The sequence below is a fragment of the Rufibacter aurantiacus genome, assembly GCF_017916345.1.
Taxonomy (GTDB): Bacteria; Bacteroidota; Bacteroidia; order Cytophagales; family Hymenobacteraceae; genus Nibribacter; species Nibribacter roseolus.
Window position 1 is genome coordinate 165,807 of the sequence record NZ_JAFMSV010000005.1, and the last position, 26,998, is coordinate 192,804.

Here is a 26,998-nt window from a genome sequence, read left to right on the forward strand (position 1 = left end):
TTACAATTGCAGCTACTATAGCGGATAGTATTACTATGAAAAGCCAGTGGTACCATCTGCCGTAAGTTGGATTCCAAGCATAATAGAACAAAGACATAAAAACAATTGAGCAAAATATGATTATTGCCCCGAGGTAGGTGTAGCCACTATAATTGTGTGAATCAAATAAAAATATTGAGAAATCATTATGGTATTCTAACCAATCATAAAGCATGGCGAAAAAGCTGTTCATATTAATTTTGAATGTTTAATGGTAGATTTATGTAATGTTGCGTATTTGAAACATCGCTATAAGCTCTTTCAATAGCCCCAACTAAGTAATTGAAACCAAGTGTGGTTTTCTCATCACCCTTTATATTGGTGTCATCTAAAGAGTTTGTCTGTGATACCCATGTAGGCAACTGTTTTTTTAAAGCTAATTTTAGGCTTCCATAAGGATTTTTTGAAGTATGTAACACAATGACATGCGATATTTTAGGGTTATTCAGCTTATTAATTTGAGCTGGCGAAAGAGACTTAACTTCGTGAATCTCCTGTATTGTGTATTCTGCGTTTTCTAAGATTTCATAATTTGCTTTAATTAGAAGATAACTCTTTTGAACTGGCAAACTGCTTAAATCTACACCAACCGAAAATTGAAAATCCTTTGATCTTCTGTCCTTCTTCACACTTGTAATATGGTTGGGTCGTAGCTTGGGATCTTGATGTTGCCTAAAAGATCCCTTATTCATAAATCCTGGAACAATGTTATAATCAACTTTCTTATTCGCAGTGGTATTAAAAATAAGGTGGTGCTGGTAGCCTGTTAGTTCAGAAAAATTCAAGCTGTTCTGAATGGATGCTATACTTCCTGAAGAACCAAATAACCACAGGTAATAAGGGCGCCGCTGGTTAATGGCAATACCCTTTCCTTGCACAGGGAAGTATTTACCTTTAAATTGAGAATTCAATTTAATAAGCACAGTTTGTAAATTTTTATCCTGCTTTAAACGATTTTCAAAATGCTTTGCTGTGAAGTTCGAAGCTGATTGGAGTTGCCCTAATACAGTATTAGCATTTCCTGCAATAGAATATATTCCATCAGTAACAAGCACCCCCACATCGTATCTTTTAGTGCTGTCAAGCACAGTCTTAAGAATAAAATTAAGATCACTTGTATGAATGTTCCCTTTTTCAATGCCAGCCTTTGTTAAAGATGATGATATGTTTTCTGGCTTTACTAGGAACCGATGTATTTCTGTGTTGATTAAATAAGCATTAAAACTTTCATATTCAGCTTCGCTTAGTAACCTAGAAATAGCAGTTTTAATCTCATAGTGTTCTGAGACATAGCCATTCATACTGCCAGAATTCTCAAAGAAGAATCTAAGAGTTTTGATACTAGAAAGCTCAGTTTCCAATTGATTTGAATTTTCGATTGGTGTCCTTGATGATCCAGTTGTTACTTTAGTTTTTTCGATGGACTCCTTACGGTTGGTTTCCATTTGACGTTTTCTCCTTCCATCATCACAGGATGATGATAAAACTAGAGATGCAATAGCAATTGCTACTGAGTATTTCTTAAGCCTCATGTATTGATTGTAGTAATTGTGTTTCCGTTTTAATGGATTAAAGTTCTATTTTTTATTTTAGAAATTAGATTATCTATGAAGTCTATGAATAATCTAATAAAAAATTGGTTAATTGAAAGTAGTTGGGAGTATATTTTTAATATAGTATTTTAAGTATTTAAATAAATATGGCATTCTAAATATACACTTTGTAAAATATAGGAAGCAAATTTAAATTTTAATATTGGAAGCTATCTCATAAATAGGGACCAAGTTGAGCAATGGACTTGCAAGGAAAAGTGGACAGCAAGTTAGGCGGCTATAGTTTATTGGTTAATAGTTGCTGCATCTGTGGCGTGTACAGTAGTTAAGGGAAGAATGGATTCTCCTACGGTTGTACCAGACCTCGATGTATTGGAAAATGGCTAGGGCGGCAGCCTGGCAAATCGAAGCTAATAAATACCACTTGAGGGCTGAATTTCAAGATAATTCTCCAGGAGCATACGGAAGGGCTTTGAAAAATCGCTGGCTGGATGCTATATGTAGTCATATAACGAGTGTTAGTAGGAGGGATTGGACTTTATTGGAGGAAACCATCCGGGAGGAAGCCCCTATGTTTAAAGACCGGAAAACTTTCTATAAACAAAGAGGTGGTGCGGCTAATAAGGCTAGAGAGTTGGGTATACTCGATCAACTGTTTCCTAAGACAAGAAACTGTAAACCTAAAGGATTCCGGACTCTTGAAAGGTGTATTGAGATCTCTAAAAACTGTAAAAGTTTAAAAGAGCTTAAAGATTTAAATGGTGGAGCGTATGGATCAGTAGTGAAAGGTGGGTGGCAGAGATTGATATTTCCTGATATTCCTGTGAAAGTCAAGTGGACAAAGCCGAAAGCCCTAGAAGCAGCGAAGTCATGCAGGAACAAGGCCGAGTACAATAGCAAATACCCTGGTGCTTATAATAAGGCTTATAGTGAGGGCTTGCTAAATGAATTGATCTTTGATGAATCCCTTCAACAGCAAAAAATCTATGTAAGGGCAAGGATTCGTTTGGATTGGGTAAAAAGTTTAGCTTAGGATTGTAAATCTCTCATAGAACTTAGGCGACTTAGCGAAATAGCATACAGGTCCGTAATTAGACATAAGTGGAATAATATTTTATTTCCAAATACAGAGGTAAAAACAAGATGGATAAAGGAAAATGTGTTCAAGGTTGCTAAGCAGTGTTGGAACCAAACTGAATTTAGAAAGAAGTATAGTGGCGCTTGGGATAAAGCTTAAAGAGAGGGGTGGCTAGGTTAAATATTCAGAAATGAACCAAAAAATACAACCTTTAATGGCCATTATAGCCTTTGGTGAATATGATAGTTAATTAAATGGTTTATTTAATTTATTGAGCGACTGATATGGAATTACTAGTTCAAAAGATAAGTGGCTTCCCTTTGGGGCTTACTATAAGCAGGGTGGGGGAGGGGAAGGTGAATTAGAACGCTTTAGGTCAGACTGGGTACCCTCGTTTTATGAAATATTGGCTTTTTTGCTCTAATAGAATAGATATTAATTTGGTGAATTCTAAAACTTAAAAGAGAGCTAGCTTGTATATTTAAGTTAAAATTTGATTTCTTTGATATTGATAAATAATTAGAAACGTGTTAGGAAATGCTTACTTAATTACATGCTGACGTCGTTATATTAATTGAGTACCTTTTCTGTTATCCTTAAGTAAGTATGCTCTTTCGTTTAAAGCCTTCTTAACTTTCATCACTGTATTGGGTGCAACTCCACAAATTTTTGAAGTTTCCCTGATAGACCTACCAGCTTTAAGATATCTTATTACATCCTTTCTTTCAGTAAGTAGAGTGTCTATTTCCTTTATAGTGCCCTCTGGTCTTCCTAAAATCTTTCCCTTCCTTTTGGCTTGTTCTAGACCACTGATTACCCGCTCTGTAAGGGTTTCTTTCTCCATCTCCCCAAGGTCAGCTAGTACACCTAGGATGAGCATTGTGATGTTGTCTTTTTTTCTCTTATTATCCAAAGAGCGAAGATTTTTATTCACAATATGAGTACACACTCCTAAATCAGCCAAATCTAAGATGATTTCTCTCACGTCCATGGCATTCCTTCCTAGTCTGGAAAGCTCTAATGAAAGGACTTCTGTTATATCTCCTTTTTTTGCAAGTTCAAATATCCTCTTTAAGCCTGGGCGTTCGTATTTGTTCTTGCTACCGGACACAGTCTCAGAGACAGAAAATATAACTTCATAGCCATTCCTCTTAGCATATTCTTGCAGTTCAGTTATTTGTCGGTCAGTGGTTTGCTTCCTAGTTGATACGCGTGTATAGATTGCAGCCTTCATGATTGGATTGTGGTCTCTTAATTGCTTAACCTTTCATAACTCCAATGTAGTTTGTTGTGTCAAATTAGACAAATGTTTATTGTGATACAGTAAAACGCTAGAAAAACCGCTAAAGGTTATTTACCAATTGTCACCATTTCGGGTATCTTTTTTTTGACACACTAAATCCTTTGAAGATGGAGTATAGTTCTATCATCGGGAATTGTGCCAATAATTGGATAAATTTATAGAGGGAGTAAGGGTTAGGTAGAGATTAGAAAGATACACACAAGAATGATCCAGGTACTTCCCAAAACACACTTTTTATATCCAATATTATGCATTATGGCTTATACAAGAGATTTGACGGGAATTTTCGCCTCTCAGCACTATTTAATAAAGAAGTTGAAAAAGGAATATGGTTTACGCCAAAGGGACTGGGAAATTCTTTGTGCTTGCCACCAACTGTCCCTCTCCAAGTTCACCTTCACCACAGCCAAGGTGGAGCAGTATCTTCTAGGTAGCTACTACTTACCTAGTATATATGAGTCTATGAACCTGCTTGTGACTAAAGGATACCTAAATATCTTAGTGCCTGGAAAGCCATTCCAACCTGAAAGATATGAACTCTCTTTTAAGGGGATTCAGCTAGTGAAAATGGTTTGTGATGAGGTAAGACGAATTTCAGAAGAGCAACAGTATAAGATTAGTGGTCGATACCCTGCAAGGCTATGGTAATATAGGCAAGTAATCTACTTACTATTAATATAAGATTTTGCACTGCATCGGTACTGAATATTCATACAAACTAATTTGGATACTTCAAATTGATAATGGAATATTAGATAAATGCTTGAGCCTAATAAGTAGGCTCAGGCATAAGATTTAGCAGTTTTTCAAAGGTGTCCTTTTTCTAGTCCCTCTTCCAGTTTTTCGATGAGTACACGAAGGTTATCAGCCTTGATGATAGTGTCCATGAATTCGGGGAAGTATTTTGATGAGGGATAAACCTCGCCCTCCATTATCTTGATCTCCTTTCCCCTCGCCTCAAGGGTTTCCAATTCATTCTTGGCCAATTCAAGGCATGTCTCTACAATGAAGATAAAGTAATTGTGTCTAATTACCTCCTCTTTCAGTTTGTGGAGGATAGGATTTGGGAATTTATCTTCATTTTCCAATGCGTCGATTAAGTCGTCAATGGTCATTACAGTATTATTAATGTTAATAATGGATGATTGATTTAGTTTCAAATAATCAAATTTGATGTCCCGTTGAGCAGGTAATCGGCTATGTCCCAGCCTTTCTCCCGCTCCTTGCCAGTAGCGATGCCCTCTAGGCACTTGGAGATCCTGACCTTGCTAGACAATGACTCCTCCAACTTCCGGGCCTTCTCGACCCATGTATGGAACTTATCCTTGTCAGGGACGAGAATGATCTCCCTGCCTTTCAGGGCCAGGCACCTCTCCGGACTCAAATGGGAGGCCCCGCCACAGGCAAGCCAGACAAACTCTGGGTAGAAGGCGCTGGCGATGAGGGCGGTCTTCTCGCTCTCTACGACGGCCACGGGCTTGCCGGGCTCCACGTTGAGCAGGTGCTCCCCGAAAAGGCACTGCCTCAGGTGGAAGTTAGATTTACCAAGTAACCTGTGCGCCCATTGGATGTGGTTGAACGGCTCCTTCACCCGCTTTCCCGTCTGTGCGTCATAGAGCATGACCTTACCCGTGCGCACTCGGCCCTCAGAGTCCACCTGCCAGAAGACCGTTGCACCCGGCCAGTGCCTGGAGGTGCCCACGTTGTATCGCTTTAGCAGCTCCCATGCTTTCTGCTCCCCAAACCTGTCGGCCAGGAAGATCGCGAGGGTATTCTTGCGGTAAGCCCTCATGCTTTTTGCCATCATGGAGGGTTTTATGTAGGAAGGTGGCTTGGGGGCCTGCATATTCTTGTCCGGGGCGGCCACGCTGGGCGGCCTGGTGCCGGTGGTCCTGAAGTAATCCTTGGGTTTGAAGTGGTATCCGCAAGTGTTTTCCCTGTTGCACCTGCCCACCTCCTCGTGCAGGTGTTCACCTGTGTAGTTGTCAACGTAGCGGGAGAACTTCCCTTTTGCCCCGCAGTTCGGGCACGCATGGCGGCTGCCCGGCCCAGAGTATTTCTCCAGGCTGTAACGGAATTTCTTCATCTTCTTTTCTTTTTATTTGTCGCACTTCCCGCACTTTCCGCACTTTTCCGGGAATAGGCATGGGGAAAGTGCAGATAGTGCGGATAGTGCAGGCTGCCTTTATATAAGTTTCTGGTATATGCCGTGGTTCAGGCGTCTGAACAGGGTCCTGTCCTTGAGGAAATCAAACAAGGTCCTTCGGGGAAGGCCCCGCCCCGTGGCCAAGGCCTCTGCCTCCCTTGTAGTGAACTCATTGGGCAGGGACTCATAGAACTCGCGCCTGTCCTGGCGCAGCGCCTCGAGCGGGGCGTAGCGGCTCACCACATCATTGACCATGGTTCCCGTTTGGCGGAAGTACTCCGTGAGCATGATCGCCCCGGTCACGGCCCGCTCACCTATGGCGTCCAAGTCGCCCTCGGCCGACGCCCAGTAAGCCGCCTGCAGGATGAGGCTCAGCCGGATGCAGTAGGTCTCCAGCTTGACGTACATTCCCCCGATGGACTCAGTGGGGGCGGAGTTGACCAGGTTGGTGTTCATGGCCTGCCAGCCACGGAGCAGTTCCTGCGCCTCAGGGGTGAAGGGGATCACTCTTGGAATATGCGTGCCGTCCTCCGCTTCCTCCAGCGGGATCTTGAATAGGTTGTTTATAATCCTCTCCCAGTCCCGGGCCACGGAGGGGTCTATCTCGGTCTCCGACCAGGGCATCTTCACAAGGTTCGGAGGGAAGGCGAACAGGAAGCGGTCCACGAACCCGTTGCAGCCGCGGTTCCCCCCGGCCAGCTGGGCCAGCAGCCCGTTCTGGATCGTGCCGGCCACCGAGACGGAGGGCTGGGGTATGTGGATCGGCTCCCCGGACTTGCGGTCCTGGATCAGGGGCTTGCCGCTCCAGACCGTCAGCCAGGTCTCCTGCTCGCTGCCTTGGCTGTAGCGGTTGAAGTTGTTGAGGAAGCCCATCAGCTCGTCCATGTAGAGACCTAGGCCCCGGGGGTTGTGCTGGTGGATCTCCAGCAGAGCCTCCGGCGTGCTGTCTTGCACAAGGCTCTTATTTATGACTGGCTTCTCGGGTTTCGGCCCCGGGTCCTTGCTCTTCTTGTGCCTCTCTAACTCATCCTTATATAACTTGAGCCTCTCCCTGTACTCGGTGTAGAGCACCCGGTCCCTTTTGAAGACGGGCTCCAGGGCGAAGGTGAGCGGGTGGCTCTTGGCCGTGCCGGGCCTGCCCACCAGGGCCAGAAAGAGCGAGCAGCCCTCGTGCCAGCCCCTCATCACCTGCGCCCTAAGGGTATTGCCCACCGAGAGGGCGATGGCGAACAGCATCGCCGTGCCCATGAAGTCCTCGGGGTAGAGCAGGCAGTCACGGGTGGCCTCGATGATCCGGCGGATGGTTGCCGGGAAGGCGTGGGTGGGGAACCTAAGTGCCCCGCTGCCGTCCGGACTCGGCAGGAAGTCGAAAAGGCCGGTTTTACTTTCCAAGGCGCACCCCCTTTCTGGCTTCGGCTTGGATCTCGGCGACTGTCCTCTGCCGGCCCTCCCTCACCCATTCGTTAAGTTCTGCCTTGTAGAACAGAAGGTGTTTTCCCTTTTTGTAATGTGGGATCTCCCTGCGGCTGGTAAGCGCGTAGAGGGTGCTTAATGGAATATTAAGGAACTCTGAAGCCTCCTTTATATTCATTGGTTTCTCCTGCACAAGCCCTAGCACCAAAGATTGGGCATTGCTTACAAACTCCAGCACCATGGCTTCCAAGTTGCTGAGTTTCTCATCAAGTACGATAAATGGATTATCCATTTCTCCTGCTGTTTTGATTAAATGTGAATGAATTTTATTCCACAAATTTTGAAAATGGGAGGCAGGAAAATCCGATTTAAGGGTTATGCTAAGGGGTTATTTTAAATTTAAGGTGGGTGGATCAACATAAATTAAGGTGCGAAACGTGATAAGCAGTAACTAAAATCTGACTTTCTAAGAGGTACAGTTTCATTAACTTCATTTATGGATTTTGACTTTATTCACACACACAATAGCTTACATCATTTAGAGATGGTTTTGCACGAGCATTAAAATTTTTTCAGTGTGCTTTCTTTTATTTAATTCGAAGTCCATGCTCTTGTTAAGTCGTTTTTTGCTAACTCAGCTGCCTCCGGAAAAGGTTCTAAGAACTTATAAACCTTTTCAAGGTTGACGCAATTAGAATGAGAAATTCTATTGCTTTTAACAGTAACAACCGTGAAAAACTGACTCAAGGTGTTGGGACTTCCACCATGAATAGAGACTATTTGTTTGATTCTATTGCCTTTGGTCCCCTTAACAAATGGCTTTACATAATCAGCCGCTATCAGATAGAAGTAGAACATTGCCAAGACTAGTTGAGTAGGCTTTTGAGAAAGAATGCCGGAAGCCTCAAGGCGTTTCTTAAAGTCACTGACTGTATAAAAATCTATCTCCTCAGGATATGCAAAAGTTTCTGCTTCAGAAGCAGGTTCTTTTTCTACTGAGTTTATAAGTTTTCTCTCTTTATCATATAATAGCACGAACTCAGGGTTTAAGTACAGCCAATTCCAAAGTCTTAGATTGAAATCATTTTTAAACCCTTTGTGGGATCTAATCCACTTGCCTATTTCTTTCAGCTTATAATAATCATTATTGTGCCACTCTTTGAAAGACTCAATGGTTGAAATTAGATATTCAAGGTAGGCATGTGGGTCCTCACCCTTTCCTTCTTTTTCCGCATATTTCCCGTACTGATAATCGAGGAACGGATGGATTTCCTCAATGCCATGCCTTTTGATGGAATAGCAGAAGCCCGTCCGGACTGAGGCCTCATCAATATCATGTGGGTAAATACTGTGCTGATTCAAATCCCAAGTGTATCTGGGAATAGAATAGGGAGGGTATGTTTCTTCTACATAATGAATGCCTGTGTTGTAGCAGTGGGTGGCTTCGATGTGATAGGTGAAATAGGGGTGGAAATAGACCATCTTGGCAAAAATCCTGTCGTATTCGGCTTTTGGGTCATATGGCTTATGTTTTTTCCCCCGACTTCCTATTGAAGGTGCTGTTTTCGTGGTTTCCTTTTCCATTTTGTCTTACATATATTATATAGGTATGATAGGTCAAGGTGAAACAAGTGACTTCTATTTCCTGAATGCGGTGAGAAGGGCTGCGTGCTTCCTTCTGGTGTCGTCCTCAAAGCTGTCGAGGTAATTCTGGGTGGTCTTCTCGGAGGAGTGCCCCAGGGACTCGGAGATGAATGCCGTGGAGACGCCGCCCCGCTTGAGAATGGTGGAGAAGGAGTGCCTGGCGGCGTAGGTGGAGACGTTCTTCTCGATCCCGAGCCTCTGGGCTATGCCCTTCATGTAGCTGTTTATGGTCTTGATGGCCTGGTTGATGGCCTTTATCTCTTCCTCGGGGGAGAGCCCGTCTCGGAGAATGGGGAAGATATATGCCTCGGGGTGAGTGGGCTTGGTGCCCCACCGGTCTATGATCTGCAGCGCCTCGGGCACAAGAGTCACGACGATCTTCCTCTGTTCCTGCCTGGTGGCCCTCTCGGTCTTGGACCTCACAAAGGTGATAATATCGCCTGCCAATTGCCTGTACTTGGCCTTAGCGATGTCCTTCATGTTCATCCCGTTGCACAGGTAGGAGAAGAGCCACAGGTCCCGCGCCCGTGCCTCCCGCTCGTGCCTGGGGCCGTAGTCGAAGATCTTCCCGATCTCCTCCATGGAGAGGGCCTTCTTGACGTTTTTTCCGGAGGGGATTTGGTATTTCCTCTTCCCGAAGGGGTAGAGATCCTGGTGGAGGTCACCGTTGGAGATGGCGTCGTTGAAGAGCGTCCTCAGGTTCCTCAGATAGATGCCCACCGTCGTGATGGACTTGCCGCCTGCCAGCATCCACCTCTCGTACTCCTGAAGGAACTCGGGGGTGACGGCGGAGAAGGGAAGGGGCTTCTTCCTTCGCTGGAGCTGTTCCCTTTGGGAACTGGCCTCTGAGAGGGACATCCCCTTGTTCCTGCCGGTGTGCGCCTTGTTCAGAAAAGAGAGCAGGGAGTTGCTGGCGTGGTCGTAGGACTGGGCAGTCCTTATCTGCCCGGCCTCCCTGAGCCTCTCGGCCGAGTGGGCGAAGGCGGCGAAGACGTCGTCGTTGGCCACGGAGTTCCTGAACCTTCTCTCGAACTCGGGGAAGGAGAAGGCCGGCAGTTTTTCGATCACCTCAATGGCGCTCTGCTCGATGGCGTTGAGGCTAATTCGGATTTCCCTGTATTTCTTCTTGGGGTTCGGCTCCTGGGTCTTCAGGAAGTCCTCCTCCGAGAGGCTGTACTTTGTGGGGTAGTATTTTCGCTCCCTGTTGTAGGTGATTTTGAGTTTGACGGGAAAGGTGCCGTCCTTGCGGGCCCTCCTGGTGTCATGGAAGATGGTAGTCAATACTTCTGTTGCCATGCCTGTGTGTCAAATAATTTGCACACAATTTGCACACACTTTTATAGAAAATCAACAAAAAACGACAACTACTAAGAAATGAAAACGGCGTTTAAAGCCTAAAAAGGCGGTTTTTACAAATAAGTTTAAATAATGATAAGGTACTTGTTCTGACTCATAATCAGTAGGTGCTTGGTTCGATTCCAAGTGGGCCCACTTCATAATCAGCCACTTACGAGGTAAAGCTTGTGAGTGGCTTTTTTGTTTCCAAGTAATTTCCAAACAATTCAATCTGCTTTGGTCCATCTAGGTACTTCAAGTGCTGGGATATTACCTTAGGCAGAGGTATTTTAATTACTAGTCCATTCTCCTTAACTATATTTTCCTGCGTTTCTATCTGATTAAGTGCAGGGTGCTACAGAAGGGGCTTCCATCATAAGCAATCAAAGAACTTGTTGCGAAGCCTGCTGATCTAACAGCCCTAAAGGTTGTATTGGGTCAGCCTCTTTTGCTTAACATGTGCCATGTCAAATTGGAATCCTTACGGTTCATCTATATGATAGAAAAGAGCAGATGGCTCGCAGGTTGCGAAATGCAATAAACCGCTACATATTCAGGATGTGTTGCGGGGAATGCTTTCGTGGGCCCTTTTTTTAGTAAGCTTGAAGCAGCGTCAACATCTTTCTATCCAGCTGGTGCCCCTTGTAGTCTTCATAGGCAACATCAGCCCGGCCGCTGTCCAGCACACCGAAATCGCCACGTAGATTCCACAGCGCCCATCCCCAGCCGTTTTCTCTCCATATCTCCAAATTGTCTTTCATCCAGGCCAGAGACACGTCGTGGGGCGTGTGCCTGTAAGCTCCCCATTCGCCCACATGCACGCCTACATTTTCATTTGACAGCTTCTTCCATGGGTCAAATATTTCGCGTTGCAGGCGTGCTTTGTCCCACACATCTGTTTCACTTTGTTTATAGGGCCAGGTTGGCAGGGGCCATGTATCGGAGCCGGATACCCAGGACGCCTTGTAGTGCGTAAGCTGGAAAGGCCCGTAACCGCGGGTGCTCTGGCCCACCTGCAGGTCTTTGATGCCGAAAACAGGCTTGGTGCCGTACTGCATGCCATCGGCAATAATAAGTCGTTTCGGATCCTCGAACCGGATGGCTTCCACCAGCCGCGTCACCACACGCACGTAATCGGGTTCCTCCACCTTGGAGGGCTCGTTAATCAAATCGAAGCTGAGCCTTTTATTGGAGATGCCTTTGTAGCGCCTGGCAAACGTTTGCCAGTGGAAAGCAGCGGCCTCCAGGGCTTTCTCATCTTTCCAGAGGTTAAGCGGCTCTTCCGGTGGATTCACGCAGTAGCCTGGAATTCGGTGGAGGTTCAGGTTTACGTGTATCTTGTACTTGCGGCCAAAGGCAACAGCCTGGTCAATTTCCTTCAGCACCTTTTCCTCCATCTGCAACCAATTATCGGGCCTGGACCAGCAATGGTACGACATAGGTAAGCGGGCAAAATCAAAACTCCATTCGGCCATCATCTGAAAGTCGGTTTCCCGGTAAGGCTGGTTATGGGCACCGTTAAACTTCTCAAGCAGGTTAAAGCCCCGCCAGCGCGGCAAGTGGTTTGGGTTGGGGTTATCGCGGGCGGCTAATGGGAAAGGCACTCCCACCAGCGCAATGGCAGTAGTACTTAGCCCTAATTTAATAAAATGGCGACGGTTCAGGTTTTCGAGCATCAGAGGCAATTAGGCATTATACAAACCTTCGGCTGGCTATACTTTTAAATATAAGCAAGTGATTGTAACCTTCGGCAAGGTTACTAAGATTTTTTGATGAGGTCTGATGCCAGGCCCTGAGAAGCATGCAAAGCATCATTTAAAACCAGTACCCAAACCTTCTCCCTACCTGGCTGGCCTAGGGCTTTGAGCTGCCTGGTACCTCTATTTTTAGCGTCTGCTTATTCAAGAATTCTACTGAATTTATAAGCCGTTATAGAACAAGGATGGGCCCTAAACCCACCAGGTTTAAAAGGTAAATTCACAGGTAACTTTAAATGCCTTAATTCCAAAGTTGTATATCCGCTAATGTGTTTCCATAGTGGGTAGCAGGTTTGTCTATATTATTCTGCTATTATTTAGGTGATTTAATAGCCAAATTTTGCAAAAGATTAAATAAGTGTCAAAAAAACACTATATTGCTTTAGAGAAACACCACAGCATACCTCAAATACCCCTGGCAGTAGAATAGACTTGTTCAGATATCAGATCAAAAGTTTAACTCACAAACAAAGGACATGATACGGAGATTTATTACGGCTTGCACCTCAAGATTGGTCTTCATGGCCCTTGCAGGGGTAATGGCTATAGGAGGTTTCGCCCAGAACGGTAACGCGCAAACGAGAAGCAATAACCAGGAAAAAAAGGTGTCGGTGGAGATTGATCTTACTAAATCCATCGGCAAAATGTATCCGGCCTGGGCCTGGTTTGGCTATGATGAGCCAAACTATACCTACATGAAGGACGGCAAGAAGCTGCTGACCGAGATTGCCCAGCTAAGCCCTGTACCGGTGTATGTCCGGACCCACAGTTTGCTGGTCACCGGTGATGGGGAGGCTGCCCTCAAATGGGGATCTACCAATGCCTATACCGAAGATGCGGCTGGAAACCCGATCTACAACTGGCGACTGATAGACAGCATTTTTGATACGTATATCCAAAGAGGCATGAAGCCTTTGGCGCAGGTAGGGTTTATGCCCCAGGCGCTTTCCACCAATCCAGAACCGTACCGGCATCACTGGAAGCCCGGCGACCCTTACACAGACATCATTACCGGCTGGGCCTATCCACCGAAAGATTACAACAAGTGGGCCGAACTGGTATTCCAATGGGTGCGGCACTCGGTGGAGCGCTACGGCCAGAAAGAAGTAGAGAGCTGGTATTGGGAGCCCTGGAATGAGCCGAACGGCCACTACTGGAAAGGCTCCATGGAAGAGTTTTTCAAGCTGTATGATTATACCGCCGATGCGATTAAAAGAGCCTTGCCCACCGCCAAAGTTGGGGGTATCAATATTGCGGGCACTGGTGGGAGAGACGCGCAACGCTGGATGCACGCCTGGGCAAAGCACTGCCTGGAGGGTACCAACTACGCCACCGGTAAAAGGGGTTCTCCGGTAGATGCCATTCTTTTTCACGCCAAAGGAGCGCCGCGGATAGTGGATGGACACGTACGGATGAACATGGGGACTCAGCTAAGAGACATAGAGGCAGGCTTTAAGTTTGTAAAGGCTTACCCGCAGTTCAGGAATCTACCAGTCATCATAGGAGAGTCAGACCCTGAAGGATGTGCGGCCTGTGGGATGGCCACAAACCCTGAGAACGCCTATCGCAACGGTACCATGTACTCCAGTTATACGGCTGCTTCGTTTGCCCGCAAGTACCTGCTGGCCGACCTGCACCAGGTAAACTTTGCCGGGGCTGTTTCCTGGTCGTTTGAGTTTGAGAATCAACCCTGGTTTTATGGTTTCAGGGATCTGGCTACCAATGGCGTAGATAAGCCGGTACTGAACGTGTTCCGCATGTTTGGTATGATGAAAGGCGACAGAGTGGCGGTAACCTCAGCGCAGGGGTATGATTTGCGTACGGCCGTTGATTCCAGCTTCCGCAAATCCTTCACCGACATCAACGCGCTGGCCTGCAAAGATGCCAGGGAAGCCACTGTCATGCTTTGGAACTACCATGATGATGATGTCAAAACCGAAGCAGAAGCCATAGCGGTGCGCCTCAGCGGCGTTCCGGCTAAAAAAGTAAAACTGACGCAGTACCTCATAGACAGCGAGCACAGCAACTCTTATGAGCTTTGGAAAAAGATGGGGTCACCACAGAATCCTACTGCACAGCAAATAAAAGAATTGGAGAAAGCAGGTCAGCTACAGATGCAGGGCTCACCCCGGACGGTTTCTGTCAGCAACGGAAAAGCGGTAGTTGATATGAAACTGGAACGTCAAGGGGTAGCGCTACTGAGACTACAGTGGTAAGAAAGCCTTTGGAAAGCCGACAGAGGAGTTGAACCAAACGTGGATCTTGAAAGGGAGGAAAAATAATCAATCTGGTTAGGTGACCAATTCAGAAAAATAGCCTCAAAAGAGCAGAAGGGAATTAGTGGTTTGTAAAGGGTTAAGGTTGTTGACTCTTATTGACATCATCCACCCAGCCATCATTCCAGAAGAGCCTTATGGCACTAATGTTACCACCTGAATCTCTGATAAATTCTACCTGGCTTTCATTGTCTACCTTAAAGAGACTTTCATTGATTGGTATCAGCAAGTCCATTTTATCTTTCTGATGCAGGTTTCTGCACCAAAGCTGGCCTTTTTCTACGGTAAATTTAAACTCTTCAAAGGTGCCGGTATACTGGGCAAGTGTCTTATCAGGTAATGCCAGCTTCCTGGTTTTTGCCTGTAGGTCGTTCAGTAACCACTGGAACTTACGTTTTTCAGTAACCTCGCTGGTATTGCTCAGGAACTTTAAGAAAATCAATTCCTGGGCTTTCAGGAAGGCGCTGTCCTCAGGGATGGCAACGTTGGGAACAACCCCAATACCCTCCCAGTCTGTTTTCGTTTCTACATGCTCTGACCGCGAGAAGGGGATAAACCCCACAAAGCCGTTTCCTAAGGCAAAGCTCCTGGTGGCGTGGGCACCTCCCCGGGTAGTATCCCCCACAACTACAGCCTTCTTCAGGTGTTTCAGGTGATAGGCAAGGCCTTCGGCGGCAGAATAGGTTCTTTTGCTGGTCAGTATGTAGATTGGCATCTCAAGGTAAAAAGCATCCAGGCTTTCTGGCTTACGGCCCACCCATTCTTCGGTCCAGCTATTGGTGATTCTATTGAAGGTTTTTCCGGCCAGTTGGGGTTGGCTGAAAAAGTAACGGGCTATCTCCTGACCCATTTCTGGCCGACCTCCCATGTTGTTGCGCAGGTCCAGGATAAGCGCATCTGCATTGGCTACAAACTGCATGGCCGCTCGCACGGTTTTTTTAGAAAGCTCGTTGAGGTCTGCAAAGTTATTGAACACCAGGTATCCGATGTTCCCGGGCAGGACCTCGGCTTTTCTGAAGTAAAAGTTCTGCTTTCTATCTTTCTCCGCGTCCTTTTGGTCTGGTTGGGAGGTGGCTACAAACTTCCGGATTCTTTTCTCCAGTTCAGGGTCATATCTTACTACCAGATGTTTGTCATGGTGATGCGCTATTAAATCCCTGGTGAGGGCATTCGCCAGTTGAGGGTTGTCAGGCAGGTGGTCATATTCACCCTTTTTCAGCTTCTTTTGGATGCCTCTACTCATTTCATTGGCCTTCTCAGGGTACACGTAAACCCGATTCAGGACCCTGCTAAGGCTATCCACTACTTGCCTCCTGACAGTTCTATCCAGTTTAGTGGCCTCCTGGGCGGTGGAAGGCCAGGAAAGTAAAACCCAGAGCAAACCTGTGAGCACGGTTGATTTAAAGTTCATAAGGATTTTTGTTGAGGTTAACAGTGGCCGTAAACATAAAGCAACATGCCCTTCACAGGCTTTAGAATTTCTTAAGCTATCCTTTAGATTTCACCATGGCTGGTCATCAATAACTTGTATATTTAGCTAAGGAGACATATTTATGGAACAGAAAGACTTTCTTCTACAAGGCAGATATCTGGTGCGGCCCAACATTAATTCCGTTTCAGACACCTTTTCGCAAAATGAGGTGCGAATTGAACCCAGGCTGATGAAGATTTTATGTATGCTGGCCAGCCATGCGAACCAGTTAGTGACCAGGGAACAGCTGGTGAAAGAGGTATGGGATAATTACGGGGGAGGCGAGGAGGGGCTGACCTACGCCATCTCCTCCTTGAGAAAATTGCTCCATGACACCTCCAAGGAGCTGATAGAGACTATTCCTAAGAAAGGGTATATGCTTCATGCCCAAATCCAGGAGGCTGGTCAGCAGGAGCAGGTTACAAAAACAGAAAGGAAAGCAAGGCCCTTAAAGCCTGTGTTATATGGCTTGGTTTGCCTGGTGCTGGTCATGGGTATATACCTAGTGAGGGCGCTACCTTCAAAAGAAAATGCTGCAAAAGAGGAGCAAATAGCCCAGGGTAAACAGATGGAGGTACCATTTGCCACGGTGAACAGGCCAATAGAGGAGACTCCTTACAACACCATCACCACCCTTGGGAATGATAGTACCCGGTATAAACTGAAAGTGGAGGGTGACCGCCGGCCAGAGTTTTACATCAATGGCAGCCTGCTTACTCCAGAGGAGATGGAAGGACATTTAGATCTTATTCATCACCTCCGTAAAGAGTTAAAAAGGAGAAACGCTATTGGATTGAAAAACTAAGCAGCTGAAAGCCCGGTTTTCCGGGCTTTCAGCTTTACTTAAGCTTATGAAGTTTTGTCTCCTTTTCTTCCAGGACACTTCCTCATTTGCAAAAGAACTCCTTTACATAAGTCTCTAACAGGATTTGATTTGAAAAAGGGAGAGAAACGGAAGATGGTTTCTAAAGGTAATTTACCGTGTTTCCCTCCTAAAATACCGTATTTGTTCATCAACCAGCGGAGGAATAACGCTATAAAGAATTATGTTCCTTTGTATTTGTAATAAGTTCCAGACTTGAATATGAAGCCTGCCACTTTAGTGCCATTGGAAGTGTTGAAAGCGTTTGAGACCGTGCCAGACCTCTACCTGGTGCTGTCTCCGGAGTTGGAGGTACTAACGGCCTCAGATGCCTTTTTGTGGGCTTCAAGGTCTGGGCGGGAAGAGTGGATGGGCAAAAACCTGTTCGGGGGAGCCTTGCCTGGCAACCTGGAGCAGCATGTTTTTTCCCCCGCAAAAGTGGAAGATGCCTTCCGGCAGGTGCTATCCGGCAAAAAGCCGCACGAACTGTCCCTGCACCTCCACAGCGAATTCCCATGCACCAACGATACCAGTAAACCAGGGGAGAAGTTCTTGCGCCTGCACTTAACCCCCGGCTTCAACGGCCACCAGGAACTCCAGTACCTGCTGGTAAAGGTGGAGGACCAGACCGAACTGACTCTGTGCCGGGAAACGGTGCAGGCCATCACCCGGGACAACGCCCAACAGAAAAAAGCAGGGGAAGAACTAAAGCAGAACCAGCAATTGCTGCAGGCCACCCTGGACAGTTCCCCGGACATGATCCAGGTATTTGAAGCCGTACGGGATGAAAGCGGCGAGATCATTGACTTCAAATGGGTATTGAACAACCATACCTCTGAGAAATGGTACGGCAACGTCATCGGGCAGAGCTTACTGCAATCAAACCCCGGGGTGCGCAAAAAAGGGATTTTTGACACCTTCAAACGCGTGGTGGAAACCGGCCGGCCCCAGCAGTCTGAGCGGCACTATGTGCACGAGCAGTTTAACGGCTGGTTTTTCCAATCTGTGGTGAAACTGAACGACGGGGTGGCCACCACCACAACTGACATCAGCGAGCTGAAGAAAGCGGAGAAACAAATAAAGACAACCAAAGAGAACCTGCAGGCCACGCTAGACAGTTCCCTTTACGTTATCCAGGCCTTTGAGGCGGTGAGAAATGAAAGCGGGGAAATAGTGGACTTCAATTGGATTTTCACCAATAATGCATGGAATGAGCTTTATGGGGAAATGATTGGCAAAAGCCTGTTGCAACAGAACCCCGCGGTTGTAGAAACAGGCTTGTTTGAAAAATTTGTGCAGGTAACAGAAACCGGCATTCCCGTAGACCACGAGCAATTTTACTCGCATGAACAGTTTCAGGACCAATGGTTTCATCAAACCCTGGTCAAGATGGGCGATGGCTTTGTGATGAACACAGAAGATATTACCCAACGCAAAAAAGCCGAAGAGGAAATTAATCGTCTGAAAGATGAGATAGCGCAAAAAGCAACCGATAAATACAAGGCACTTTTTGATTCCATAGATGAAGGGTTTGCCATACAGGAGGTGGTTACAGATGAAAATGGAAACGTTACTGATGTGATTTACCTTGAGGTTAACAAAGCTTTCGAACAGATCTCCGGAATGAAGGAAGTGTCTGGCAAGAAGGCAAGTGAATTGCTTCCCCATCTTGAACAACACTGGCTCGATACCCAGACACATGTTTATAAGACAGGCAAGCCCTTACGGGGCGAAAATTATACAGTAGACCTGGGTCGCTGGATTACATATCAATTTTCACGGATAGGCGGTGCAGGCAGTCCGCTTATTGGTGTCGTTTTCAATGACATCACTGATCGCAAACAGCGTGAGCAACAGCAAGACTACCTGCTCCGGCTGAATGATGCATTGCGCCCCATTGCAGATCCCAAAGAAGTTCAACGGGTAGCAATGCAAGTTTTAGGAGAGCACTTAATTGTAGACCGGGCTATATATGCTGAGATAAACATTGATGAAGACTGGTTTGAAACAACAGATAATTATACAAGCAAGTCCGTTCACAAAGTAATCGGTCGTTTTCCTTTTACTGCATTAGGATCTCCCGGCGAAAAACTCAAACAAGGTAAAAGCCTCATCATGCATGATGTAACTGATGAGGTGGATGATGATTCAAAAAAGGCGTATTATTCCAGTAATGTGCATGCGGTTGTTGCAGTACCGCTTATTAAGCAGGGGAAGTTAGTAGCAGCTCTCTCTGTTCACCAAAAGACGCCCCGTCATTGGCTTGACCATGAAATCGCCCTCATACAGGAAACGGCTGAACGTACTTGGGCAGCGGTGGAAAGAGCGAAAGCCGAAGCAGCGTTGCGCGAAAGCGAAGAAAAATACCGGACGCTGTTTGAAACAATCGAAGAAGCCTTTTGCATCATGGAATTGGTGCGTAATGAGCAGGGCGATGTGGTAGATGTTATTTACAGGGAAGTAAACAAGGCTTTCGAACGCCACACCGGTCTTACCAATGTAGTAGGAAAAAGATCCACCGAAACCATTCCAAACCAGGATCCTAACCGCTTCAAATTCTATCAGCGCCTTAGCGAAACAGGTGAAACAACGCTGGATGAAGTGTATATAAATGACGTCAACAGGTGGTTGCGTCTTTATCGTATGCGCCTTGGCGGGCCAGAAAGCAATTTAATTGCAGCGGTATTTGAAGATATTACCGAACGCAAACGCCGTGAACAACAACAGGAGTTTCTGCTACAGTTCTCAGATAATCTTCGTGCAGAACGAATAGCAGATGCAGTGGCTACTAGAGCGCTCGAAATGCTTATTGAATATTTGCGGCTTGATCGCAGCTATATCGTTTCTTATTATTTAGATAAGAACATCGCTTTACTTGATTACCAAATTGGCAATGAAACGGTGCCACCTTTGCCGGATACATTTGACCTTTCTCATTATCCTGGGGCTTACAAAGCGGTATTAAATCAGACCCTTGTTATAGAAGATGACTTTGAAAGACAAGGCTTATCAGAAAACGAAAAGCAAAACAGTGCCACGTTAGGAATGCGTGCAATGGTGGCTGCAACGGTACGTAAAAGGGAGAATAAGCCGCTTTGGTCAATGGTGGCTATCAACTCAAAGCCTCGTCATTGGACACCAGATGAAGTGCGGTTGGTTGAAGAAGTAGCAGAACGTACCTGGGCTGCAGTAGAAAGAGCCAAAGCAGAAGAAGCGTTACATAAAAGCGAAGAAAAATACCGCAGCTTGTTTGAATCTATTGACGAAGGCTTTGCTATACAGGAAGTGTTAACAGATCAAGGTGGAAATGTAGTTGATTTAATTTACCGTGAAGTAAACGAGGCTTTTGAGCAACACACGGGAATGAAAAATGCACTTGGCAAAAAAGCCAGTGAACTTGTTCCCCATCTTGAACAGCACTGGCTACATGCCTTAACCCAGGTTTACAAAACAGGTAAGCCGTTACGTAGTGAAAACTATGCAGCAGATTTAAATCGTTGGATTACGTATCAATATTCACGTATCGGCGGGGAAGGCAGCCGGCTTATTGCTGCAGTCTTCAATGACATCACCCAACGCAAGCAACAAGAGCAACAACAGGCTTTTTTGCTCAGGCTCAGCGATGCGCTGCGGACCCTACCTGATGCGGCGTCCATCAAAGACCAGGCCGTCAGAATGCTTGCCGGGCACTTGCGCCTGGACCGCTGCTATATCAGCGAGGTCTTCGAGCAGAAAGGAATCTCCACCGTCGGCCCGGAGCATATTCGACCGGATCTTTCTCCCATGTCGGGCGTCTTTCAACTGTCGGATTATCCCGAGACGATGCGCCAGCTCGTGATGCACCCTATAGTCATTGAGGACGTGGCCCACGATCCAAGCTTCTCTGACTCCGAGAAAGAACTGCTGGCCGGGTTACAGCTGCGTGCCCTGTTGGTCGTTCCGCTCCGGAAGGGAGAGAGCCAGGTTATTTGGGCGCTCGCGGCCGCCATGGCCACGCCACGCTTCTGGACCTACCATGAGCGTATGCTGCTGGAGGAAACGGTTGAGCGCACCTGGGCGGCCGTGGAGAGAGCCGAGGCGGAAAGGGCCTTGGCCGACTCAGAAGAGCAGTTCCGGAGGGCCATAGAGGATGCCCCCATCCCGGTGATCATGCACGCCGAGGACGGGGAGGTGCTGCAGATAAGCCACTCCTGGACCGAGCTGACCGGCTACCGGCAGGAGGAGGTGCCCACCTTTGACCACTGGCTCACCCAGGCTTACGGCGAGGGGGCCGAGAAAGTGCGCAGCCACATGCAGCATCTGTTCACGGGCCACCGGCGCACCGTAGACATAGATTTCCCGGTCCGCACCCTGCGCGGCGAGGTGCGACACTGGAGTTTCAGCGCCTCCTCGCCGGGAACGCTCAAAGACGGGCGCCGCTTCATTGTGGGCATGGCCGTGGACATCACCGAGCGCCGCAGGGCCGAGGAGCAGCTGCAGGAGTTCAACGCCCAGTTGGAGCAGCAGGTAACCGAGCGCACCAAGGCCCTGCAAGAAAGCAAGGAACTGCTGGAAGCCTCTGCCAATACCTCCCCGCTGGGCATGGTAGTGGTGAAAAGCATTCGCAACGCCTCCGGCCGCATCATGGACTTTGAGTACGTGTGGCTCAACGCCGTGAGCCGGGAAATGGCGGGCGAGGACGTGACCGGGCTCCGGATGCTGCAATTGTATCCGCATATAAAAGAAATTGGCCTGTTTGATGCCTATGTGAAAGCCGTGGACCAGAACGGCAGGGTAGACTTTGAAGAAAACTTCTCTTTAAGTCAGCGTTGGTTCCGGTGGCTGGCCGTTAAACTAGACGACGGGTTGTTCATCTCCGTGGAAGACATCACCGAAAGGAAGAAAGCCGAGAAATCCGTGGCGGAGCACCTCACCCTGCTGCGGCAGTCTGAGGAGGTGGCCCGCATGGGCAGCTGGGAGTACAACCTGCAAACCGGCGTCTATCGGTGGTCGGACGGCATGTACCGCCTGTTCGGGCTACCCCTTGATGCCCCGGTGCACCCCGAGACCTACCTGGAGTACGTGGTGGAGGAAGACCGGGGCACGGCCCGGGAGATGGTGGAGGGCCTGCGCCAGGGCCGCGAGCCCAAGGAAGACACCTTCCGGGTGAAGGTGGGTGAGGCGGAACTGCTCCTCAAGATCAAAGGCGTTGCGCTGCGCAACGGGCAGGGCGAGGTGGAGAAGGTGCTTGGCGTGGACCTTGACCTTTCTGAGGTACACCGCCTGGAGCAGGAGAACCTTCGGATGCGGCTAGAACAGCAGAAAGCCCTGCTGCTGGCCATCCTGGAAGCGCAGGAAGAAGAGCGTCGCCGCATTTCAGAATCGCTGCACAATGGGGTGGCCCAGATCCTGTACGCCACCAAGCTGAACCTGGGCCGAGCCAAAGAACATGACGTTGAAAGCGGCAAAGAGGAAAACCAACCGCTCCAAACCGTGGAAGACCTGCTCACAGAGGCCATCAACGAGACCCGGCGGGTGTCGCATGAGCTGGTGCCCATGCTGCTGCAGGAGTTCGGGCTACAAGTGGCCTTAGAGAGCATGTGCCGCAAGTTTGAGGACAGCGCCTTGTTCCTGCAGTGCAAAGTGGAGGGGCTGGAGCAAAGGCTGGAGCCCTACCTAGAGATCGCCCTCTTCCGGATGAGCCAGGAGCTGGTCAACAACATCTTAAAGCACTCCGGGGCCACCGCCGCCACCCTGTCCATCTGCAAGGAAGGAGAGCACATTCAGCTCCAGGCCAGGGACAACGGGCGCGGCATCAAGGCCGGGAAAAGCAACGGCAAAGGCATCGGGCTAAAGTCAATCAAGGACCGGGTGAAGCTGCTCAACGGCACGCTTTCCGTTTCCGCGCCAAAATCCGGAAAAGGCACCTTAATCACCATTCAGGTGCCGGCCCGTTTTTGAGGTGTTTTCAAGAAAACGAGGAAAAATCGTTTCGCACTCCAGGCCATTCCTTTATCCCTTTTAAATCAGCATTTGCTTTTTTAGCGAACCATAAAGTTTGTCTGAGGCCTGGGGTTTGGCTGAAAGCAAACAGCATAAGGAAGGGTCTGTTAACTCCCTCGGCAAGTCCGGAGATGAAGATGACCAGCTGCTGAAACTTCAGGGGGGAGTGTGTCTCCTAAACAGGCAATGGCTCATGTTACCAAAGCGTTAAAGGCGGGAGCCAGAATTAACAATGGGTTAAAAGTGAACTAATGAAGGGGTAACAACAGGGAAATACTTTTGAGGTATAAACTCAACCCCTACCCATGAAACCTTTTGTTACCAGAAAATCAGCCTTTGCGGTGGGCCTAACCGCTCTCTTCTTTTTAAGCGCCTGCCAGGACGATGACTCCTCTGGGGAGACTACCCCGGTTTCACCAGCGTTGGAGATCAAGAACCAGTCGGTGACGCCCTCGCTGGTGAAACTGCTGTCTGGGTTTGAGAACGTGAAAATCAATACGCTCATCAGCAGCGATGACAAACTGGAGGGTTCCCCCTCTTTTATCTACGGTGCCCAGCCAGATGGCTCCGGCCTGCTGAAGAACCCCGATGGCGAAGGCTACGTCATGATCACGAACCATGAGATCCTGCAGTCTGTGTCACGGGTGTACCTGGACAAAAACCTGAAACCCACCAAAGGGGAGTACATCGTGGACGGTGCGGGCGGACGCTGGAGGCTTTGCTCGGCCACCTTAGCCACCCCTGAAGAGCATGGCTTCGGCCCCACGTTCCTGACCGCAGGCGAGAGCGGAATTGAGTCCATGATCCATGCCATCAACCCCTTCGGGTCTACCAATGACAAGAGCAACCCCAACCGGGTTTTGCCGGCCCTTGGCAAATGCAGCGCAGAAAATGCAGTGCCGCTACCTAAGACCGCTTATCCGGGGAAAACGGCCATCTTCATAGGGGAAGACGAAAGCAATACGGCCAACAGCCTGGGCCAGGTGAATCTCTACCTCTCCAACACCACCGGCGACTTACAGAACGGTAAACTGTACATGCTGCGCCGGACAAACAAGAACACCGTGGAAACTGATATGCAGGTAAACACAGCTTATGACGTGGAGTTTGTGGAGTACAAAGATGTGGCCACCAGCACCGGTGCGCAACTAGTAGCCCAAACGGTGGAGCAGGGCGCCCTGCAATTTGCCCGCGTAGAAGACCTGGACTACGGCAAAGGCACCGCCAATGCCAACAGAACCCTTTATTTCACTTCCACGGGCGTGAGCCAGGGAGACAAGATCACGCCGGTGACGGGCCTTACCATGTGGGGACGGGTGTACAAACTGGAGCTGGATGCCAATAATCCATTAGCTGGTAAACTCACGCCTTTAATTGACGGCGCGGTAGACCCGGGCAACAGCATCGTGAACCCAGACAACATCTGCGTAACGGAGAACTTCGTGTACATCCAGGAAGACGGAGACTCTTATTATAAGAACAACAAGCATGACGGCCGCATCTGGCAATACAGCATTTCCACCAAACAGATCAAACCCATGCTGGAGATGGACCACCGCAGATCAGACCCTACCTACAACGCCAAATACAACCCCGGCAATGACACCCGCCTGAGTTCCTGGGAATACGGTGCCATGTATGATATCTCCAGCCTGGTGGGCGTGCCCGGCACGTTTGTAGTGAACATTCACCCCCACACCTGGACCAGCGACAGCTTCCTGCCCGGCGGAAAAGGAGCCGATGGCAGCGGCGTCATCAACAACAAAGAAGGCGGCCAGACCGTGATCCTCACCGGAGTAGCCCGCTAGAAAACCAGCTTTAAATCTTCCATACACCATCGTCTGTCATGTCGCAAAAGCCTTCCGATTTTCGGTAAGGCTTTTGTCTTTCACCTGTTCAAGCCCCATGAGACTAAACCTAAACCTTTCGCTTTTCTTACTTATAGCTTTTCTGTTTTGCGGCTGTTTTCCGGAAAAGAAGCCTGAAATACCCGCCAGAACAAAGGCGCATTTGCAGGCTCAGTTTGATTCTCTGCAGCAGATCACCGAAGGGCAGTTGCTCCCGAGTGCCGAAAAAGGGGACGGGCCAACCCTGCAAAAAGCTTTCCTGCAAACCCGGCGGGCCTATAAGAAAATAGAATGGTTCACGGAGTATTATGCTCCTACCGCCAGCAAGGAATTGAATGGGGCGCCGCTGCCCGAGATAGAGATTGAAGAGACGCGGGTATTTCCGCCCTCGGGCTTGCAGGTTATTGAAGAATACATGTACCCAGAACCGCAGGCGACGGACCGGGCAGCGCTGGTGCGGGAGATCAAAGCCTTTCTATCTACCCTTAGAAGAACCCGCGTGATTCTGGATGAGACCGTGTTCACCGAGGGCCATATCCTGGATGCCGCCAAGCAGGAGGTGTTCCGGACCATGATCCTGGGCATTACCGGTTTTGACACTCCTTTGGCAAAAACAGGCGTAAAAGAGACGGCGGTGGCCTTGGCAGCGGTACAGGAAGTGCTTTCCTTTTTCGGGGAGAATCCCCGTTTACAAACGCTGCTACAGCAGACCATTACCTTTACCGCCCAAAGCCAAGACTTTGATGCCTTTGACCGCATGAAGTTCATTAGGCAGTACGTCAACCCTATTACCCGCGGCATGGTGGCCTGGCAGAAGGAGCTGGGCATCCCGTTTGTGCCGCCGGCATTGGCACTGAACCCCATGGCCGCTACCTTGTTTGACCCCGAAGCCCTCAACTTGAATTACTTTGTAGGCAACCTGGAGGCCCGGCCCACGCCTCAGAAAGTAGCTTTAGGAAAAGACCTGTTCTACAACCCCATCCTTTCCTCGGGCAGCACTACCTGCAGCAGTTGCCACCAGCCTGACCTGGCCTTTACCGATGGCCTGCCCAGGAGCAATGCCTTGCAAAAAGGCCAGTTTGTGGGCCGCAACGCACCCACGCTATTATATGCAGGGTACCAGCACGCGCAGTTTTATGACATGCGTTCACCCACCCTGGAAAACCAGGCGCTGGATGTCATCGCTAACAAAGACGAGATGCATGCCTCGGTGGAAGAAGCCGCCACCAGGCTCAATAGCCAGCCTGCTTATTTACAGACGTTTAAGAAAGCATTTCCTACCCTGGAGAAAGAAATCCTTCCCAGGCACGTGATGATGGCTTTGGCCGCCTACGTCAGGTCACTGTCTCCTTTCAACTCCCGCTTTGATTTGTACGTGCGGGGCGAGGAAGGCCAATTGAACAGCCAGGAGATTGCTGGGTTTAACCTCTTCATGGGCAAGGCCAAATGCGGTACCTGCCATTTCATGCCCGTCTTCAACGGCACAGTCGGTCCGGCCTTCGCCAATACCGAAGGCGAGGTGTTAGGCGTACCCCAATCCCCCAAAGCCAAAAAGCCCATCCTGGACCCTGATGAAGGAAGATTCGTCCATAATAAGATAGACGAGCTGAAATTTGCCTTTAAGACGCCTACCATCCGGAACATTGCCAAAACCGCTCCCTACATGCACAACGGCGCCTACAGAACCCTGGAGGAAGTGATCGACTTTTACAACCAGGGTGGGGGAGTGGGGCTGGGCCTTTCGCTGGAGAACCAGACCCTGCCCAGTGATCAACTCCATTTAAGCCCCCAGGAGCAGAAAGCGATTGTGGCATTTCTTCATTCCCTAACAGACCGCCCGCAGTTGTAGTCAATAAAGTATCACCTGCCTATTAAAGTACCTAAGCCTTTAGGTTTGGTGCCGTTCCGGGAAAAATGGCCCCTAAACGGGTCTGCCGGGCCTCTTGGGCTTGGCCGCTCCTGTATGCCCATCTATTTAACCCCCCCTGGTTAGTGGTGGTAAGTATTATTTCCTGCCTTTAAAAGCCTGCCTCAGTATTAGTCCTCTGTTGTCCTCTTTCTGTGTGGGGTGTTAACCTATTGTTAATATAGTATCTGTATTAGATAATCCAGAAGAGGAGTTGCATTAGAGTATATAGTAGATTTGTACAGGTGCCGCACTCAAAATATCAGATTAGGTAGAACAACAATTGTTATACATCATAAACGCAGAAGCGATGGTGAATGCAGAAAACCTTGTCTTATTATCTGAAGAACTATAACCATTTTCTTAATTGACATGAGAAAGGGCGC

The 26,998-nt window shown here is 48.3% G+C and carries 17 protein-coding genes; 7 read left to right on the forward strand and 10 right to left on the reverse strand.

Annotation, left to right across the window (positions count from 1 at the left end; all coding sequences use genetic code 11):
• Positions 1 to 233 precede the first annotated feature (233 nt).
• The gene (locus tag J3P34_RS19680; RefSeq protein WP_210490353.1) at positions 234 to 1,571 is read right to left on the reverse strand and encodes a hypothetical protein; all 1,338 of its coding nucleotides are present in this window, start codon (positions 1,569 to 1,571) and stop codon (positions 234 to 236) included.
• A gap of 400 nt (positions 1,572 to 1,971) precedes the next feature.
• Between J3P34_RS19680 and J3P34_RS19685 the strand changes: the two genes are divergently transcribed.
• Entirely contained in the window at positions 1,972 to 2,625 is a 654-nt protein-coding gene (locus tag J3P34_RS19685; RefSeq protein ID WP_210490354.1) for a hypothetical protein, read from the forward strand.
• A 610-nt stretch (positions 2,626 to 3,235) separates the two neighbouring features.
• Here the strand turns inward: J3P34_RS19685 and J3P34_RS19690 are convergent.
• Positions 3,236 to 3,904: a recombinase family protein gene (locus J3P34_RS19690; RefSeq protein ID WP_210490355.1), complete on the reverse strand. Its 669-nt coding sequence runs from the start codon at positions 3,902 to 3,904 to the stop codon at positions 3,236 to 3,238.
• A gap of 273 nt (positions 3,905 to 4,177) precedes the next feature.
• On the opposite strand from J3P34_RS19690, the gene J3P34_RS19695 reads away from it, so the two are divergent.
• The gene (locus J3P34_RS19695) at positions 4,178 to 4,621 is read left to right on the forward strand and encodes a hypothetical protein (protein ID WP_210490356.1); all 444 of its coding nucleotides are present in this window, start codon (positions 4,178 to 4,180) and stop codon (positions 4,619 to 4,621) included.
• Positions 4,622 to 4,779: 158 nt separating this feature from the next.
• Here J3P34_RS19695 and J3P34_RS19700 read toward each other — a convergent pair whose 3' ends face one another.
• The 7 genes from J3P34_RS19700 to J3P34_RS19730 form a co-directional block, all read right to left on the reverse strand.
• A complete protein-coding gene (locus J3P34_RS19700) occupies positions 4,780 to 5,088 on the reverse strand; it encodes a hypothetical protein (RefSeq protein ID WP_210490357.1) in 309 nt (102 codons plus the stop codon).
• 41 nt (positions 5,089 to 5,129) lie between these two features.
• Positions 5,130 to 6,059 (reverse strand): DUF6371 domain-containing protein, encoded by a 930-nt coding sequence (locus J3P34_RS19705; protein ID WP_210490358.1) that lies wholly within the window; start codon positions 6,057 to 6,059, stop codon positions 5,130 to 5,132.
• 99 nt (positions 6,060 to 6,158) lie between these two features.
• Complete coding sequence (locus J3P34_RS19710) at positions 6,159 to 7,511, reverse strand: DUF3987 domain-containing protein (RefSeq protein ID WP_210490359.1); 1,353 nt, start codon at positions 7,509 to 7,511, stop codon at positions 6,159 to 6,161.
• Positions 7,501 to 7,824 carry a helix-turn-helix domain-containing protein gene (locus J3P34_RS19715; RefSeq protein ID WP_210490360.1) on the reverse strand — a complete coding sequence of 108 codons (324 nt, stop codon included), beginning with the start codon at positions 7,822 to 7,824 and terminating at the stop codon, positions 7,501 to 7,503. Before J3P34_RS19715 ends, J3P34_RS19710 begins: the two co-directional genes overlap by 11 nt.
• Positions 7,825 to 8,123: 299 nt before the next feature.
• Positions 8,124 to 9,116: a hypothetical protein gene (locus tag J3P34_RS19720; protein WP_210490361.1), complete on the reverse strand. Its 993-nt coding sequence runs from the start codon at positions 9,114 to 9,116 to the stop codon at positions 8,124 to 8,126.
• 54 nt (positions 9,117 to 9,170) lie between these two features.
• Positions 9,171 to 10,472 carry a site-specific integrase gene (locus J3P34_RS19725; RefSeq protein ID WP_210490362.1) on the reverse strand — a complete coding sequence of 434 codons (1,302 nt, stop codon included), beginning with the start codon at positions 10,470 to 10,472 and terminating at the stop codon, positions 9,171 to 9,173.
• Between the two features lie 632 nt (positions 10,473 to 11,104).
• On the reverse strand, positions 11,105 to 12,187 hold the full coding sequence (locus J3P34_RS19730; protein ID WP_246853814.1) for a glycoside hydrolase family 5 protein: 1,083 nt from the start codon (positions 12,185 to 12,187) through the stop codon (positions 11,105 to 11,107).
• 620 nt (positions 12,188 to 12,807) lie between these two features.
• Here J3P34_RS19730 and J3P34_RS19735 point away from each other — a divergent pair.
• Positions 12,808 to 14,484, forward strand: a complete 1,677-nt coding sequence (locus tag J3P34_RS19735) for a GH39 family glycosyl hydrolase (protein WP_210490604.1) — start codon at positions 12,808 to 12,810, stop codon at positions 14,482 to 14,484.
• A 139-nt stretch (positions 14,485 to 14,623) separates the two neighbouring features.
• Here the strand turns inward: J3P34_RS19735 and J3P34_RS19740 are convergent, their stop codons facing one another.
• Positions 14,624 to 15,955, reverse strand: coding sequence for a S41 family peptidase (locus tag J3P34_RS19740; RefSeq protein WP_210490363.1), 1,332 nt, complete (start codon positions 15,953 to 15,955; stop codon positions 14,624 to 14,626).
• Between the two features lie 142 nt (positions 15,956 to 16,097).
• Between J3P34_RS19740 and J3P34_RS19745 the strand changes: the two genes are divergently transcribed.
• The 4 genes from J3P34_RS19745 to J3P34_RS19760 all read left to right on the forward strand — a co-directional run bounded on the left by J3P34_RS19745 (position 16,098) and on the right by J3P34_RS19760 (position 26,555).
• On the forward strand, positions 16,098 to 16,820 hold the full coding sequence (locus J3P34_RS19745) for a winged helix-turn-helix domain-containing protein (protein WP_210490364.1): 723 nt from the start codon (positions 16,098 to 16,100) through the stop codon (positions 16,818 to 16,820).
• A gap of 279 nt (positions 16,821 to 17,099) precedes the next feature.
• On the forward strand, positions 17,100 to 22,817 hold the full coding sequence (locus tag J3P34_RS19750; protein WP_210490365.1) for a PAS domain S-box protein: 5,718 nt from the start codon (positions 17,100 to 17,102) through the stop codon (positions 22,815 to 22,817).
• A 347-nt stretch (positions 22,818 to 23,164) separates the two neighbouring features.
• Positions 23,165 to 24,667, forward strand: coding sequence for a PhoX family protein (locus tag J3P34_RS19755; protein WP_210490366.1), 1,503 nt, complete (start codon positions 23,165 to 23,167; stop codon positions 24,665 to 24,667).
• Positions 24,668 to 24,869: 202 nt separating this feature from the next.
• Positions 24,870 to 26,555, forward strand: a complete 1,686-nt coding sequence (locus tag J3P34_RS19760) for a cytochrome-c peroxidase (RefSeq protein WP_210490367.1) — start codon at positions 24,870 to 24,872, stop codon at positions 26,553 to 26,555.
• The last annotated feature ends 443 nt before the right edge of the window (positions 26,556 to 26,998 follow it).

What these genes read in the sequence shown, in the direction of transcription:
- J3P34_RS19680 (WP_210490353.1), bottom strand. Translation starts at nt 1,571, where the DNA reads ATGAGGCTTAAGAAATACTCAGTAGCAATTGCTATTGCATCTCTAGTT.
- J3P34_RS19725 (WP_210490362.1), bottom strand. Translation starts at nt 10,472, where the DNA reads ATGGCAACAGAAGTATTGACTACCATCTTCCATGACACCAGGAGGGCC.
- J3P34_RS19695 (WP_210490356.1), top strand. Translation starts at nt 4,178, where the DNA reads ATGATCCAGGTACTTCCCAAAACACACTTTTTATATCCAATATTATGC.
- J3P34_RS19700 (WP_210490357.1), bottom strand. Translation starts at nt 5,088, where the DNA reads ATGACCATTGACGACTTAATCGACGCATTGGAAAATGAAGATAAATTC.
- J3P34_RS19735 (WP_210490604.1), top strand. Translation starts at nt 12,808, where the DNA reads ATGGCTATAGGAGGTTTCGCCCAGAACGGTAACGCGCAAACGAGAAGC.
- J3P34_RS19690 (WP_210490355.1), bottom strand. Translation starts at nt 3,904, where the DNA reads ATGAAGGCTGCAATCTATACACGCGTATCAACTAGGAAGCAAACCACT.
- J3P34_RS19720 (WP_210490361.1), bottom strand. Translation starts at nt 9,116, where the DNA reads ATGGAAAAGGAAACCACGAAAACAGCACCTTCAATAGGAAGTCGGGGG.
- J3P34_RS19755 (WP_210490366.1), top strand. Translation starts at nt 23,165, where the DNA reads ATGAAACCTTTTGTTACCAGAAAATCAGCCTTTGCGGTGGGCCTAACC.
- J3P34_RS19745 (WP_210490364.1), top strand. Translation starts at nt 16,098, where the DNA reads ATGGAACAGAAAGACTTTCTTCTACAAGGCAGATATCTGGTGCGGCCC.
- J3P34_RS19715 (WP_210490360.1), bottom strand. Translation starts at nt 7,824, where the DNA reads ATGGATAATCCATTTATCGTACTTGATGAGAAACTCAGCAACTTGGAA.
- J3P34_RS19685 (WP_210490354.1), top strand. Translation starts at nt 1,972, where the DNA reads ATGGCTAGGGCGGCAGCCTGGCAAATCGAAGCTAATAAATACCACTTG.
- J3P34_RS19750 (WP_210490365.1), top strand. Translation starts at nt 17,100, where the DNA reads ATGAAGCCTGCCACTTTAGTGCCATTGGAAGTGTTGAAAGCGTTTGAG.
- J3P34_RS19705 (WP_210490358.1), bottom strand. Translation starts at nt 6,059, where the DNA reads ATGAAGAAATTCCGTTACAGCCTGGAGAAATACTCTGGGCCGGGCAGC.
- J3P34_RS19730 (WP_246853814.1), bottom strand. Translation starts at nt 12,187, where the DNA reads ATGCTCGAAAACCTGAACCGTCGCCATTTTATTAAATTAGGGCTAAGT.
- J3P34_RS19740 (WP_210490363.1), bottom strand. Translation starts at nt 15,955, where the DNA reads ATGAACTTTAAATCAACCGTGCTCACAGGTTTGCTCTGGGTTTTACTT.